Here is a 14,878-nt window from a genome sequence, read left to right on the forward strand (position 1 = left end):
TCGTATTACCGATTTCGCGCGCCTTTACATCCGCTTGGGCATATCGATACCCAGCAGATACATAGCACGTTTAATAGTATCAGCGACTGCGGCACTTAAGGCAAGTCGGGCAGCACGTAAAGTGTCATTTTCTTCACGAAGCACACTGTAGTCGTGGTAGAAGCTGTTGTATTGCTTCACTAAATCATACACCCAGTTTGCAATGGCAGCAGGGTTATAGGCATTAGCTGCATCGCTAACTGCGTCCGGATAGGCTGCTAAGGTAAGTATCAACTTTCTTTCGCTCTCGTTGAAGTCTGTTTGCAGCCAGTTTATCTGTTGGTCAGAGGCTTCTGCACGCTCCAGTAGTGAGCAAATACGAGCATAGGCATATTGAATAAACGAGGCTGTATTCCCATTGAAGTCAATTGACTCTTTGGGGTTAAACACCATATTCTTTCGCGGATCAACTTTCAGTATGAAGTATTTCAGGGCCCCTAAGCCTACTTTTTCGGCTATTTCATTCACCTCATCTTCAGGAAAATCCTTTGCCCTTCCGGCTTCCAATGCTATCTCTTTTGCACGAGATACCATCTCTTCCATCAGATCATCCGCATCTACTACCGTCCCCTCACGACTTTTCATCTTGCCATCAGGCAACTCCACCATTCCGTAGCTGAAGTGGTAGAGGCTCTTTCCGAATGAGAAGCCAAGCTCATCCAGCAGTTGGGAGAGTACCTTGAAGTGATACTCCTGTTCGTTACCCACCACGTAGACCATCTTGTCAATGGGGAAGTCTTGGTAGCGCATTTTGGCGGTGCCTACGTCTTGGGTCATGTACACAGTGGTACCATCGGCACGAATGAGCAACTTCTCATCCATCCCTTTGGAGGTTAGATCGTACCAAATCGAACCATCGTCATGCTGCTGCAAGATACCTTTCTTAAGCCCACGAAGCACCTCTTCTTTGCCTATAAGATAGGTATCGCTTTCGTAGTATATTTTATCAAAATTTACTCCCAAACGCTTGTAGGTAGCATCAAAGCCATCGTAAACCCATTGATTCATCATGTGCCAAAGCGTGCGTACCTCTTTGTCTCCGCTTTCCCATTTGCGAAGCATTTCGCGGGCTTCCTGCATAAGGGGTGAGCGTTGTTCCGCTTGCTCTTTGGAATACCCCTGTGCCTCCAATTCCTTTACTTCTGCCTTAAAATGCTTATCGAAAAGCACATAATAGTCTCCTACTAAGTGGTCTCCTTTCTTACCACTTGACTCGGGCGTTTCGCCATTCCCCCACTTTTGCCACGCCAGCATCGACTTACAGATGTGGATACCGCGGTCGTTTACTATATTTGTTTTAACTACTTTGTTTCCCGTCTCGGTAAGAATTCGGGCAATGCTAAAGCCTAATAGATTGTTGCGCACGTGCCCAAGGTGGAGCGGTTTGTTGGTATTGGGCGAGGAGTACTCAACCATTACAAGAGGAGAGCTGCTACTGACTTCTTTAGCACCATACTGCTTGTCTTCTATAATAGTATGAAGCATATCGGCATGCCATTGATGCTTCATAGTAAGGTTAAGAAATCCCTTTACCACTTCAAAGCCGTCTACAGCCGGATAAGCAGCCTGCAGTGCTTCCCCTAAGATTTGTGCTGTCTCCTCCGGTTTCTTGCGACTCATTCTAAGGAGAGGAAAAACCACATAGGTCCAGTCACCCGTAAATTCATCTCGGGTGCGTTGCAGGGTTATATCGGCAGGCGTGGTCGTAGCGCCGAATGATTGGTTGATAGTCGCAGATAATGCGGTCTTAAGTTCTGCTATGGGATTACTCATGATCTACTTGCGCTTATATTATAAAATGGGTGCACATTGCACGAAACAATGGACACCCACTAAAAGTTCACTCTTGTGATGATATGCTACCTATCGCCAACTGCTACTATGCATTACCAATAGAGGCGTATTCGCATGGAAGAGCATCCTGCGCGCCATGCCGGGATTGAAGAGACGTGCAAATAGGTTGCGCCGATAGGTGTTAACGACAAGCATACCTATTTTCTTTTCTTCAATAAAGGCCTGTAGTGCTTCGCTGAAGTCACCATCTTGCAGCATGCTAAATGATATCTCTTGATCCGGATAGTGCTGTTTGTGATAAGCCAAGATTGCCTTTAGCTCTGTTTCGCTCCATTCCTCCATTTTCTTAGATATATTGAAAATGTAGTACTTCGGATGGATTGGCTTCATGAGACTCATCATTCGATCAAACAAGACTAAGTCACGCTGATCAAAACCTGTAGCCACACCCACATTCTCTATATTGGATAGGTCTGTGATAGCTACTTCTTCGGGCACCACCAATACAGGGACCTTTGCACTATCTATTACTTCTGCGGCCACAGAACCGATCAACTCCCCATTGCGTCGCGATTTACCACGAGTTCCCATAACAATAGCTACAGGAGGTTTCTCCTTAGCAAGAGTGAGGATAACCTCATCAGGTGCTCCATCCTTCAGGAGCGTATCAAAAGGTACATCGGGTAAGGTTCCCTCCTTAATCTGACGGCGAAGCTCTTCTTTGAGCTGCGTCATTTTGGCATCAGCTTTGCCGGCTTCTCGCTTTATATTGAGCTCAGAAGCAGCTTGATAGCCGGTTATGTCGCCCGTGAACATAGGAGCTGCCGTAAAGAACTGAGAGAAGTATGCATTTACGATAAGTACGCTCAGGTTCCGCCTTTGAGCAAAGTAGAAGCCCACACTACATACCGTAGGAGTATAGTCCGAAAAGTCTACCGGAATAAGTACATAAGGAGAATCCGCATGTATGGCTCCCTGTACCTTTCGATCTACCCAATTGAGTTCGGAATATACCTCATCGCGCATCCAATCAGTTTCTTCGATCAGGCTGAGCGCACGAGGTAAATCTTTTTCTTTGATTCGCACTCGCACACCGGCGGAAACCACCGGAAGAAGTTGATTTACGTTATGCAAAGATGCCTCAATGCCGGCATCTTGAAGCAGTGTTTGCAGAATTTGTGCTTTTTCGTAACTATGTATAGCCAAGGTTACGAGCGTGTCGCCTGAGCCTTTACTCTTTCCTTCCTTCATACGATCTCCCTCTTCGTCTATTGGTTATCTGTGAATAATAGATCTATGTGCTCCCTGCTGCTCTTGCAGGGATACGTTTGTACTCCCGCCGCTTTGGGGCTATGTGATTAGTCCTACTTTTTGTCCTCTTTGTTGAGACCTAACGAAGCAAGTAAATCCTCCGGCAAATCTACGGCCATCTCTAATGCTTTGTCAAGTATGGTGGTGTCACATATTTCGACGATTCCCCCATCGGGTCCCGGCTGTAGGTGTATGCCGGCACTTCGTCCGTTGGTATAGTGAGTGCCTCCAAAATAATTGCGTACAGTTTCTGCATCAATTCCCAGCTCATCAGCTATACGTTGAGTGGCTCCATCGGGTAGGGCATCTTTGATGCGGCGTAATTCGTTGAAAGTGATGTTTTTTGTCATGATTTATTCGCTTTTACTATTCCTATTTTTGTGGCTTACGCCTATCTATATCTTCTACCTCAAAGATAAAGTTTAATTTTCAATCAGACAAATATTTTTTCTTCTTTTTTACAATATGCCTAATGTACTTGCTTTGTTTGTTTACTCTTTTCTTTCTCTCTATTCTCTAGCAGTACACTCTCGTGGCAGTAACACCGAGCGATATTTCCATTACATAGTGCATCTTGGTTCCTTGTCTTGTGGGGATAATACTTATATTTGTAAGCATAAAAATTAGAAACAAAACAATGCAAGCCGGTAGAGCTAAGTATGACCAGCTTCCCATGGGGAAAATGAGCATGGGACTTACTCCTAAGGAGCGATTAAAACAGTTTATAAGCTATTGCGAGCTTACACAGCGTCAGTTTGTCGGTAAGGCACAGATCTCTTTGAGTGTGCTACAAGGTGCCGGGCACACGCTTTCTACCCTCTCTGTGCATAGAATAAGCAAAGCTTTCCCCGAGCTTAATGTGGGGTGGCTACTTACCGGAGAGGGTGAAATGCTAAAGAATGACTTTTTGTCTTTATTCCCCAGTGCCCCCACAGTACCGCTCTTCTCCATAGCTTCTATCGGATGTCCGCTGAGCGATTTTATTGCCAATGCGGAGCGTAACCGGTGTGAGCAGGTGATTACCCCGATACCTCGTGCAGAGGTTGCTATGAGTGTGAAAGATAATAGTATGGAGCCTGACTTCCCGGCTGCATCTATCGTATATGCCCGGCTTGTAGACCATAATAAGTTCCTGACTTGGGGCACTCCTTATTTGATCGATACTGTAAGTGGGGTGCACTTTCGTCTATTAGGACCCGGGGAGGATAAGGAACATGTGCGTGCTCTGTCGATCAATCACGATCCTATTTATGCCGCTTTTGATATAAAAAAAGAGGATATTCGCGGGCTTTACGTTGTATTAGCTTCGCTTGTCCTCTGTTAGAAAAGTGACGAGTAGCTAAATAGAGCAAGCGATCTCTCGGAAGACTACTGTTTGTTAATTTAATTCCTTTAATGTCAGATGCTCATCTCTTTGTAGGAGCAAAAGAGTATATTTGTCAGAGAATAACAATTGAAGATTACCAAAACGATGAGAAGAACTATAATCTCCCTGCTTACCGGGCTGTGGATACTGCTAAGTGCCGTTTCTGTATGGGGGCAGCAGAAAAAGGCGCAATACATTAAGCTACCGGTTGCCTTTTATAACCTTGAAAATCTGTTTGATACCATTCAGAGTTCGCCACGTGATAATGAATTTATCCCGACCGGGAAAAATGCTTGGACGAGCGAACGGTACATGCAAAAAATATCCAATATGGCACGAGTTATTTCCGGAATAGGCGGAAGTGGACCAGTGATCATAGGAGTTTCGGAAGTAGAGAACAGAGGAGTATTAGAGGATCTGGTGCGGGATGAGCAGTTGGCTCCCCTTAATTATAGTATTGTGCACTACGACTCGCCCGACTACAGAGGTATTGACTGTGCTATTCTGTACAATCCGAAAGTATTTAATGTAGTCTCTACCGGTATAAAGCCCGTAAAAATGCCCGACAATCCCAACTTTCGCACTCGTGATATCGTTTTTGCTACGGGCACCATAGCAGGAGAGGTATTCCATATCATTGTAGGGCACTGGCCTTCTCGTGCCGGCGGTGAGGTACCCAGTATTCCTAAGCGAATGCAAGCAGCGCTAACCATGAAGAGCGTGGCAGACTCGCTTCTTGCGGCTTATCCGAATAGTAACGCAATTATGATGGGGGACTTTAATGATGATCCTGTCTCTCCCTCTGTACGAGATGGATTAGAAGTAAAGGATTATCCCGATAATGTAGGCTACATGGGGTACTATACGCCTATGCTGAGGCTCTACAATCAGGGGCAGGGAACTCTTGCCTATCGTGATGTGTGGAACCTGTTTGATATCATGGTAGTTAATGGCGCATTATTAGGGGATGATATTTCTACATTCAAGTTGATGAAGGATCCCGAGACCCAAAATATGGCCTTTATTTACAAAAAGAACTTTATGCTGCAACAGAGCGGTCGCTACAAAGGCTACCCCCTTCGTACCATGGTGGCCGGTCAGTATCGCGGAGGGTATTCGGATCACTTCCCTGTATACCTCTATCTGGTAAAGGAAATAAAGCGATAGGTGTCTATAGAGTCCTCGCCTTGCTCATGCTTCGGGAGGATGATTAAATGTTTTTCTTTCAAAAGAATCGGGGAGCCACACTATAGTGTGCAACTCCCCGATTCCATTAAAAAACACTTTATTATTATGAATCTCTTTTTTGATTAGCGCTTATGATTTCTTTTTGGTGACAAGCCCCCAAATCCAGAGTACTACCAATGCACCCACTACGGCTACTATCAGGCTGCGGAAATTGAAGCCCGTAGCCGAGGAGCCGCCGAATAGGCTAAAGATCCAACCTCCTACTACTGCGCCCACAATACCTAAAAGCAAGGTAGTGAGCCAACCGCCTCCTTGTTTACCGGGGCGAATCCACTTAGCAATTCCACCGGCAACGAGGCCTAAAGCAATCCATGATATAACTTCCCAAAATCCCATATTCCTTCTACTACTTATTTGTGATACTTCGTTAGGGGTCCTATAATTCTCAACTTTTTGGCACCCCCTTTAGCACAAATATAATAATATTTTCTGACCCGCTGAGGATAGTTCGTACTTTAGAATGATCGTAAACAGAAAGATCACTATCTTTGCAAAGAGAATGTCAACAGAAAACATTTAGCACGTAGCTATGGAAATAGTAATGATCAAAGGGCGTGAAATACTTGATTCGCGCGGAAATCCAACAGTAGAGGTTGAGGTAGAGCTGAGCGACGGAGTTATAGGTCGTGCCTCAGTACCCAGTGGAGCATCCACCGGAGAGCATGAAGCTGTAGAGCTTCGTGATGGAAATAAGCAGCGCTACGGAGGAAAGGGAGTTGAGAAAGCAGTAGAGAACGTAAATAATATCATTGCACCGGCTCTCTTCGGCATGTGTGTGTTTGAACAGCGTGCCATAGACCATAAAATGATCGATTTGGATGGTACGCCCAATAAGTCAAACTTGGGTGCCAATGCAATATTAGGGGTTTCCCTTGCCGTAGCACAAGCCGCAGCACGCGAACTTGGGTTGCCGCTTTATCGCTACTTGGGCGGAGTGAATGGTCATGTACTGCCCATCCCTATGATGAATATCATCAACGGAGGTTCGCACAGTGATGCGCCTATAGCCTTCCAAGAGTTTATGATCCGTCCTGTAGGGGCTACTTCATTCCGCGAAGGACTTCGTATGGGAGCAGAAGTATTCCACGCTTTGAAGTCGGTACTCAAAGCACGCGGGCTGAGTACTGCTGTGGGCGATGAAGGTGGATTTGCGCCTAACTTAGAAGGTACAGAAGATGCTCTTCGCAGTATTATTGAGGCTATTAAGGCAGCCGGATACGAGCCGGGTAAGGATGTGCGTATCGCATTAGACTGCGCAGCCAGTGAATTCTTTGATGGCACAACCTATGACTACACGAAATTTGAGGGAGAAGGTGGCGCTAAGCGTTCTATCGCTGAGCAGGTTGCATACCTCAAACAGTTGGTAGAGCAGTTCCCCATTGACTCCATTGAAGATGGTATGGGTGAAAACGACTGGGAAGGTTGGGCACTCCTAACTAAGGAATTAGGCAATAAGATTCAGCTGGTGGGTGACGACCTCTTCGTAACTAATGTAGAATATCTGCGTAAGGGTATTGCTACACATTGTGCCAACTCAATCCTTATTAAAGTAAATCAGATCGGAACCCTCAGCGAAACACTCGACGCAATAGATTTAGCACACCGTCACGGCTATACCGCTGTGGTATCGCATCGTAGCGGTGAAACTGAAGATACTACTATTGCGGATATTGCTGTGGCAACCAATGCCGGTCAGATCAAAACAGGTTCATTGAGCCGTACAGACCGTATCGCTAAGTACAATCAGCTTCTTCGCATTGAGGAAGAATTAGACGAAGAAGCTCGCTACGGGTATCATCGTGTAACTGAATAATTAAACAGTACTTTCAATTTATATCGCCTTGGGTCGCACTACTACGTATAGTGCGGTCCGAGGCTCTCTTTTTGTAGCTCTCTATCTAATATATGGCAGGAAATCTATTCTGTCTCTATAACGCCAATAATACGCTTATAGCTACATAAGAAATAGTTTTTGTAAGTTTGTAAGTAGTTTGGGATACTTTCCGTAAGTATTGCCGGACGGAGAATAATATAGGAAGTTGTGGCAGAGGGAACGCTAACGATCATACCTACTCCGATAGGAAACTTAAAGGATATCACTTTAAGAGCTTTAGAGGAGCTTAAAGAAGCCGATCTGATATTGGCCGAGGATACGCGTACATCCGGTGTGCTACTTAAGCACTACGATATTCACACACCTATGGAGAGCCACCATAAGTTTAATGAATATAAGCAGGCAGAGGGTATGGCACAGCGCATTGCAGGTGGACTCCGTGTAGCACTAATTTCGGATGCCGGAACGCCGCTTGTGAGTGATCCCGGTAGCTATCTCGTAAAGGCTTGCATAGGGCAGAATATAAAAATCTCATGCTTGCCCGGTCCAACCGCATTGGTCCCGGCTTTGGTAATGAGCGGTCTTTCTACAGAACGCTTCGCCTTTGAGGGCTTTCTCCCCGTTAAGAAGGGACGAAAAAGCATGCTTGAGGTACTCGCTTCAGAGCCGCGTACACTGATCTTTTACGAATCTCCCTTTAGGGTGGTGCGCACGCTTCACGACCTGGGAGAATACTTCGGTAAGACACGCCAAGCAGCTACTGTACGAGAATTGTCGAAAATATACGAAACAGTGCAAAGAGGCACTCTTGAGGAACTAGCCGCTTACTATGAATCTACACCGCCTAAGGGCGAATTTGTCCTATTGGTAGAGGGAACACAGCATATGGCTGAGATACATAAAAAGGAACTTAAAAAGCAACAAACAGAATAGTAAATCACACAAAAGTACAATCAAGGAGATAAGAACAATGAAAACGAGATTTCTTACTTTTGCCGCTGCACTGATCTTTGCAGCATTAGGGCTTGCCTCTTGCGGCAAGAACTCAGGAGCGTACAAAACGCTTAAGCAAGATTATGACTCCATAGTGGCTGTCAATTCAGTCTATCAAACTCAGATGAATGAGTTTGATGAGATCATTGGTCGGGTGATTGATAACTTCCAGGAAATCAATGCTATGGAGGGCATGATAAGTCCCAACCCGCTCACCGGTGAAGTGAATATGAGCCGTAGCGAGCGTATTGAAGATAACATTCGCATGATCAACGAAAGACTGCGTAGCAACCGTGAGGAACTGAATTCTTTGAATGAAAAACTCAAAAAAAGCGGTGCTCAGAATGCTGTCTTGACCAAGACAATTGCTTCGCTTGAAAAGCAATTGGGCGATAAGACTCAGGAAATTCTTAAGCTGACTGAAGAGTTGAAGACTAAGAACCTCCAGATCGGTATTCTCGATTCTATGGTAACTGAGCTGAGCGGGTCTATCGAAGCGCAAAAGCAAATAACCCGTAAGCAGGGCGAAGAGCTCTCTCGTCAGGAAGCCGCTGCCAATACAGTTAGCTATTGCGTAGGCACAATGAACGACTTGAAAGAGATGAAGATCGTAAAGAATGGTAAGCTCGCTGCCGACAATTATGTGAGCGACTATTACCGTCAAGTAGATCGTCGCTCTTTCACCTCACTACCCTTGCTGTCAAAGAAGGCTGAGCTACTTACACCACATCCTGCTGATTCCTACCGCCTTGTAGAAGGTGCAGATAAGAATCTTACGCTTGAGATCTCTGATCCTACTTCTTTCTGGAGTCTATCAAAGACACTCGTAGTACGCGTTTATTAAATGCAGTAGTACATTAGTTACACGTTAATATACGGAGCGACCTCCCAATTTGGGGGCGCTCCGTATCTGTTTTTAGCCTTTAGCTTGTTACCTTTGTAAACGGTAATTATGGCATTCCGTTACAGTATTTTGAAGAGGGAGGGCGTCTTTTTCGGATACTTATTTTTCCAATGTCTTATTATAGTGGTTTGCACATTATGAAGTTACGGCAGTTATTTATTGATCTTGACGATACGCTTTGGGATACGTTTCACAATAATAAGCGGGCATTAAGCCTGCTTTATAAGCGTCACAATTGGGGTGCCCATTATCACTCCTTTGAATCCTATTTTGCTCTGTATATGCCGCACTGCGACCAGTTGTGGTATCAATACAGATTAGGGCAGATTACCAAGCAGTCGCTTACGATTGCCCGCTTAGCCTATCCACTGCATTTAGCCGGCATGCAGGTGACCGCTGAAGAGATGCTCGCTCTGAATGAGGAGTTTATGGATCTGGTACGAGAGCAAACCGGAGTTGTAGAAGGGGCTATCGAAATGCTTCAGAGCCTTAAGCCTCACTTCAAACTCTATATCATTACCAACGGCTGGACCGAGGTGCAATCCGCCAAGCTTACAAAAAGTGGATTAGCCCCCTATATTGATGCTACTTTCATTAGCGAACAGATAGGATGCCATAAGCCCGATGAACGCTTTTTCCACACCGTGCTCACCACTACAAATAGTAAAAAGGATGAATCCATGGTGATAGGCGATAGCTGGCATGCAGATATAGCCGGAGCGGCTGCCTATGGGTTGCCCACGATTTGGTATAACCCTCATCAAGATCCCTTCCCGGCTACCGTGACCCCACAGCCTATCTCAGTTACTTCTCTCGCTGAAATTCCCCCGATCCTTTTCGACTTGCAAAATAGAGCGTAGTGCGCTGTGTGTATGCACCTGCTCGCTTTTCTGTGCTTTTTTCTTACCTTTGAAAATGGTCTTAGGGGTTCAGATAATTCATCCATAAAAACCGGTAGAGAGAGCGGGACGTTTGTTGGTCTCCTGCGGAAAGTTGCGTAAGAATAAGGCAGTCGGGTAACGGAAAGGCGAAGAGGAGGACACCCGATCGGGCAACCTCCTCTTCTTGAATAAGGAAACTGTTATTATGTAAGAGAGAAATATCAATATTAAAGTCTTTGGGCAATCTTGCCAAGCTTTGAAAAGCAAAAGCCGCTGCTTTATACTTATCGCAACCATCGGAAAGCAGTCACCGCTTTCTCTTATTGATTGCACTGCAAAGGTACCTCGACTTCATAAGCGTTACAATGGCATTTAGTAGGTATTTGCGTGCAATTCAGCTCATAATATGTAGTGAACAGCTCTCTTAGGATCAAAAAATGGCACGATTTGGGGCAATAAGTAACGTCTGTATAGCACGATTTGAGAAAAGTAGATTATCTTTGTATTAGAGGTGTGTGGTTTAAGTTGCTTATGGGGCGTAAGCCATATATCTACAGCGACGCCAAGTGAGCGTAATAAAGTAAAATTGGAAAAAGAATAATTGCAGGCAATTAATTTATAGAGACAATGAGAAAATCAGTAATTCTATTATCAACTCTGTTCATTGCATTGAGTTTTGTAGGTTGTAAACCCAAGCAAAGTGCTTATAGGCAGGTTTATGAGCAGGCTAAGCAGCGTGAGATTGCTCAGAACAATCAAAGTACAACTGCCCCACAAGTAGAGGAAGAGGATGTGATCGTATCTAAGCCCGCACAGAGCGATGTAACCGTTCGTAAGGAACGCTTTACCGTGATGGATGGGGAAGATCAATCAAGATTGCAACGCTTCAGCGTGGTAGTGGGTAGCTTTAGCAACCCAACTAACGCTCGCGGACGTAAGGCTGAAGTAGAGGCACTTGGATACAAAGCCTTATTAGTAGAAAACGAAATGGGTATGCTGCGCGTAATTGCTTCCAGCTTCCCCACTCGCGATCAGGCTGTTACCAGTCGTGATGCTTTGAGAGAGCGTTATCCCGACGCATGGCTCTTAGAGCTTGATCGTTAATGAATATACAGTCGCACTATTCACTAAAAGAGCATAACAGCTTCGGTGTAGATGCAAATACAGATTGGTGGATAGCGTTTGATAGTGAAGAGGATCTCCTAAGCCTCTCAAAAGACGAATTTTTTGCTTCCCTCTCCTTTATAGTCATTGGAGAGGGAACTAACTTGCTTTTTATAGACGACTACCATGGGGCGGTCCTTTCTTCGCAGATCTCTTCTATCGAAGAGGGCGAGAGAGAGGGCGCTTTTCAATATGTGCGTGCCGGTAGTGGTATCGTGTGGGATGACTTCGTGGCAGATATGCTACAAAGGGGGTTCTATGGTATAGAGAATCTCTCCGCTATTCCCGGCACGGTAGGCGCTTCTGCCGTGCAAAATATAGGTGCCTATGGGGCTGAAGTATCGCAAATCATAAGTGCTGTGGAGACTGTGGATTTGCACAATGGCGAAAAGCATACTTTTACGCATGAGGAGTGTGCCTTTGCCTACCGCAAGAGTCTTTTCAAACAGCCGGAGATGGCTTCTCATGTAGTGACCCATGTGACCTATCGCTTAAGCCGTGAGCCGCAGCCCAACCTAAGCTATGCAGCGTTGAAGCAAACATTTGAAGGGAAGAATCCCACACCTCTTGAGGTGCGTCAGGCAGTAAGATCCATACGAAGCGCCAAGTTGCCCGATCATCATGAATACCCCAACGCCGGGAGCTTTTTTATGAATCCGGTAGTAGAGGCAGCTTTAGCGGAGACAATGCTGAAAGCGTATCCCGAAATGCCTCATTACCCGGCTAAGGATGGCGTGAAGCTCTCTGCGGCTTGGCTGATTGATCAAAGCGGATTGAAGGGGATTAGGCATGGGGCGGTCGGTACATGGCCCAAACAGCCTCTTGTAATAGTCAACTATGAGCAGGCAAATGGTCGGGAAATTGCCGACTTTGCGCAGTTCGTAGTGGATACCGTAAAGAAGAAATTCGCCATTACCCTACATCCGGAAGTGCGCTATATCCAATAATAAACTCTAAGCTTTATGGCGGCAATACGTGAAATCATGCTAATGGGATCGGGAACCAGTACAGGGGTTCCTGAGGTGGGTTGCTATTGTGCTACTTGCTTAAGTAGTGACCCACGCGATAAGCGTACACGTACCGCCTTGCTCCTTACCACAGATGAGGATAAACGCATCCTCATCGATTGTGGACCGGACTTCAGAGAGCAGGCAATTAAAGCAGGAATAGACCGCATAGACGCCATCATACTGACGCATGAGCATTATGATCACATTGGAGGGTTAGACGATCTCCGTACGATAGCTTGGCGTAACTCCATTAAAATCTATGCTTCGGCACGTGTGATTGAGGCTGTGAAGTATCGATTACATTACTATTTTGGGGCGCATCCCTATCCGGGTACTCCTCGTTTGGAGCTTATCCCCATCGGTGAAGACCCTTTCCAAGTGGAGGGGTTAAAGGTATTGCCCATTCAAGTAAAGCATGGTAAGCTACCCATTCAGGGTTTTAGAATAGAGGACTTTGTATTCTTTACGGACGTAAAGACGACTGATCCCAATGAGTTGGCCAAAGCCAATAACCCTAAGCTCCTATTTGTAAACGCACTGCGATACACCAAACCGCACGGATCACATCAAACGATTGAACAGGCTGTAGCGATGGCAAAGCAGCTTAGTGCAAAGCAAACCTACATTATTCACCTTTCTCATCATGCGCCTATCTATACAGAGCTACAAAAGCGACTACCCGAAGGCATTGCACCCTCTTATGATGGACTTACCCTAAAGCGGTTGCCCGATGGCTCTTTCCGGGAGTGTCCGACATCTCATAGAGCGCTCGGTGCCGTTACTCCCTATGAGTTCCACAATATGGGACGCATTCCTTATCATGAGGCCTATACCTATCAGAAGCAACTTTTTGATAGTGCGCTCAAAGCGAAGAGTGAAGGGCGCAACCCGATGAATCACTTACTCTTCTGCGAGCATGACCCTGTCTTTACTTTAGGCAAACATGGTCACGAATCAAATCTCTTAATCCCGCAAGAACGTTTGGATAAGGCAGGTATAGAGCTAATTCACATAGAGCGAGGAGGGGATATAACCTACCATGGACCGGGGCAGATTACAGCCTATCCTATCTTTGATCTTACCCAGTTCAACATGGGTATCAAGGAGTACATTTATACTTTAGAGCAGTGTGTGATTGATACTTTATTTGTCAACAGCATACGCGGTGAACGAATGAAAGGTGCTACCGGGGTATGGATTGATGTGGGTAAGCCATCGGCACGTAAGATATGTGCCATAGGGGTATACTCTTCCCGTTATATAACCATGCATGGCATAGCACTTAATGTTTTTACGGATATGGAGTACTTCCACTGGATTAATCCGTGTGGATTTACCGATAAGGGCGTTACATCAATAGAGCGGGAAATGCACGTACCCACCTCTATGGCGCTCGTTGAACTACAGTTGGAGGAGGCTTTTAGAAGGCATTTTTCACAAGCCCTAATAACTACAAGCAGCAAATAGATCATGAAATGGCTCAATCCTAATCGTAGTACCTCAAACTTTGAAGACCGGCGGGGAAGAGGTCGGCGGCGAGGCGCCCTTTTAGGGGGCGGTATCGGGGGAATCGTGGTAATCGTGCTGGGACTTTTTCTCGGCATTAATCCCTCCCAGCTCAATAATGTGATTGGCGGCATAGAGGGAACAGGCGAGGAAGTAGTAGATCCTGCACGTCAGCATGAGAATGAAGAGCTAAAAGACTTTACTCTATTGGTTTTTAATAGCTGTAATGATGTATGGCGCACGCTCTTCCGCGAAAATCTATCCCAAGATTATCGGATGCCTACCTTAGTGGCATTTACCGATGAAGTGCAGAGTGCTTGTGGAGGTGCTACGGCTCAAGTGGGACCTTTCTATTGTCCGGCAGACGAGAAGGTGTACATTGATATGAATTTCTTTCACGAACTGGCACAGCGTTTCAAGGCTCCGGGGGACTTAGCAATGGCCTATGTGACTGCACACGAAGTAGGGCATCACGTGCAAAACTTACTGGGGCTAAGTGAAACACTCAATGAAATGCGCCGCAAGCTCTCTGAAACGGAGTTCAATCGTTATAGCGTGCAAATGGAGCTTAATGCCGATTATTTAGCCGGCGTATGGGCGCATCAAGCACAGCACTTGGGTATTATAGCCATTGAGCCCGGTGACGTAGAGGAAGCTTTGCGGGCAGCTGAGGCAATAGGCGATGATACCCTGCAAAAGCAGGCAAGGGGTTATGCCGTGCCTGAGACATTTACGCATGGCACATCCCGACAGCGCATGGAGGCCTTCTTGAGTGGTTTTGAAACAGGTCGCTTTACGGGAAGAGAACTAACGCTTCGATAGAATTTG

Annotated in this window: 14 protein-coding genes; 10 read left to right on the forward strand and 4 right to left on the reverse strand. The window is 45.8% G+C overall.

The window, feature by feature from the left end; translation table 11 throughout:
- Window positions 1–24: 24 nt before the first annotated feature.
- The 3 genes from argS to ACLWMH_RS07490 all read right to left on the reverse strand — a co-directional run bounded on the left by argS (window position 25) and on the right by ACLWMH_RS07490 (window position 3,494).
- Window positions 25–1,812 carry an arginine--tRNA ligase gene (gene argS / locus ACLWMH_RS07480; RefSeq protein WP_411916071.1) on the reverse strand — a complete coding sequence of 596 codons (1,788 nt, stop codon included), beginning with the start codon at window positions 1,810–1,812 and terminating at the stop codon, window positions 25–27.
- A 90-nt stretch (window positions 1,813–1,902) separates the two neighbouring features.
- Window positions 1,903–3,084: a universal stress protein gene (locus ACLWMH_RS07485; protein ID WP_411916072.1), complete on the reverse strand. Its 1,182-nt coding sequence runs from the start codon at window positions 3,082–3,084 to the stop codon at window positions 1,903–1,905.
- A 113-nt stretch (window positions 3,085–3,197) separates the two neighbouring features.
- Entirely contained in the window at window positions 3,198–3,494 is a 297-nt protein-coding gene (locus ACLWMH_RS07490; protein ID WP_411916073.1) for a DNA-binding protein, read from the reverse strand.
- A gap of 287 nt (window positions 3,495–3,781) precedes the next feature.
- On the opposite strand from ACLWMH_RS07490, the gene ACLWMH_RS07495 reads away from it, so the two are divergent.
- Window positions 3,782–4,468: a hypothetical protein gene (locus ACLWMH_RS07495; protein WP_411916074.1), complete on the forward strand. Its 687-nt coding sequence runs from the start codon at window positions 3,782–3,784 to the stop codon at window positions 4,466–4,468.
- A 147-nt stretch (window positions 4,469–4,615) separates the two neighbouring features.
- Window positions 4,616–5,677, forward strand: coding sequence for an endonuclease/exonuclease/phosphatase family protein (locus tag ACLWMH_RS07500; protein WP_411916075.1), 1,062 nt, complete (start codon window positions 4,616–4,618; stop codon window positions 5,675–5,677).
- A 150-nt stretch (window positions 5,678–5,827) separates the two neighbouring features.
- On the opposite strand, the gene ACLWMH_RS07505 is transcribed toward ACLWMH_RS07500, so the two are convergent.
- Window positions 5,828–6,094: a GlsB/YeaQ/YmgE family stress response membrane protein gene (locus ACLWMH_RS07505; RefSeq protein ID WP_411916076.1), complete on the reverse strand. Its 267-nt coding sequence runs from the start codon at window positions 6,092–6,094 to the stop codon at window positions 5,828–5,830.
- A 193-nt stretch (window positions 6,095–6,287) separates the two neighbouring features.
- Between ACLWMH_RS07505 and eno the strand changes: the two genes are divergently transcribed.
- The 8 genes from eno to ypfJ all read left to right on the forward strand — a co-directional run bounded on the left by eno (window position 6,288) and on the right by ypfJ (window position 14,872).
- Complete coding sequence (eno, locus tag ACLWMH_RS07510; RefSeq protein WP_411916077.1) at window positions 6,288–7,571, forward strand: phosphopyruvate hydratase; 1,284 nt, start codon at window positions 6,288–6,290, stop codon at window positions 7,569–7,571.
- Between the two features lie 228 nt (window positions 7,572–7,799).
- The gene (gene rsmI, locus ACLWMH_RS07515; protein WP_411916078.1) at window positions 7,800–8,525 is read left to right on the forward strand and encodes a 16S rRNA (cytidine(1402)-2'-O)-methyltransferase; all 726 of its coding nucleotides are present in this window, start codon (window positions 7,800–7,802) and stop codon (window positions 8,523–8,525) included.
- Between the two features lie 37 nt (window positions 8,526–8,562).
- Window positions 8,563–9,429 carry a Cbp1 family collagen-binding glycoprotein adhesin gene (locus tag ACLWMH_RS07520; RefSeq protein ID WP_411916079.1) on the forward strand — a complete coding sequence of 289 codons (867 nt, stop codon included), beginning with the start codon at window positions 8,563–8,565 and terminating at the stop codon, window positions 9,427–9,429.
- Between the two features lie 197 nt (window positions 9,430–9,626).
- Complete coding sequence (locus ACLWMH_RS07525; RefSeq protein WP_411916080.1) at window positions 9,627–10,349, forward strand: YjjG family noncanonical pyrimidine nucleotidase; 723 nt, start codon at window positions 9,627–9,629, stop codon at window positions 10,347–10,349.
- Window positions 10,350–10,997: 648 nt separating this feature from the next.
- Entirely contained in the window at window positions 10,998–11,474 is a 477-nt protein-coding gene (locus tag ACLWMH_RS07530) for an SPOR domain-containing protein (RefSeq protein ID WP_411916081.1), read from the forward strand.
- The gene (murB, locus tag ACLWMH_RS07535; RefSeq protein ID WP_411916082.1) at window positions 11,474–12,481 is read left to right on the forward strand and encodes a UDP-N-acetylmuramate dehydrogenase; all 1,008 of its coding nucleotides are present in this window, start codon (window positions 11,474–11,476) and stop codon (window positions 12,479–12,481) included. The genes ACLWMH_RS07530 and murB overlap by 1 nt, the downstream gene beginning before the upstream one ends.
- A gap of 15 nt (window positions 12,482–12,496) precedes the next feature.
- Window positions 12,497–14,011: a lipoyl(octanoyl) transferase LipB gene (lipB, locus tag ACLWMH_RS07540; RefSeq protein ID WP_411916083.1), complete on the forward strand. Its 1,515-nt coding sequence runs from the start codon at window positions 12,497–12,499 to the stop codon at window positions 14,009–14,011.
- A gap of 3 nt (window positions 14,012–14,014) precedes the next feature.
- On the forward strand, window positions 14,015–14,872 hold the full coding sequence (gene ypfJ, locus ACLWMH_RS07545) for a KPN_02809 family neutral zinc metallopeptidase (protein ID WP_411916084.1): 858 nt from the start codon (window positions 14,015–14,017) through the stop codon (window positions 14,870–14,872).
- Window positions 14,873–14,878: the final 6 nt, after the last annotated feature.

The organism is Porphyromonas miyakawae (assembly GCF_045865415.1).
GTDB classification, from domain to species: domain Bacteria; phylum Bacteroidota; class Bacteroidia; order Bacteroidales; family Porphyromonadaceae; genus Porphyromonas; species Porphyromonas miyakawae.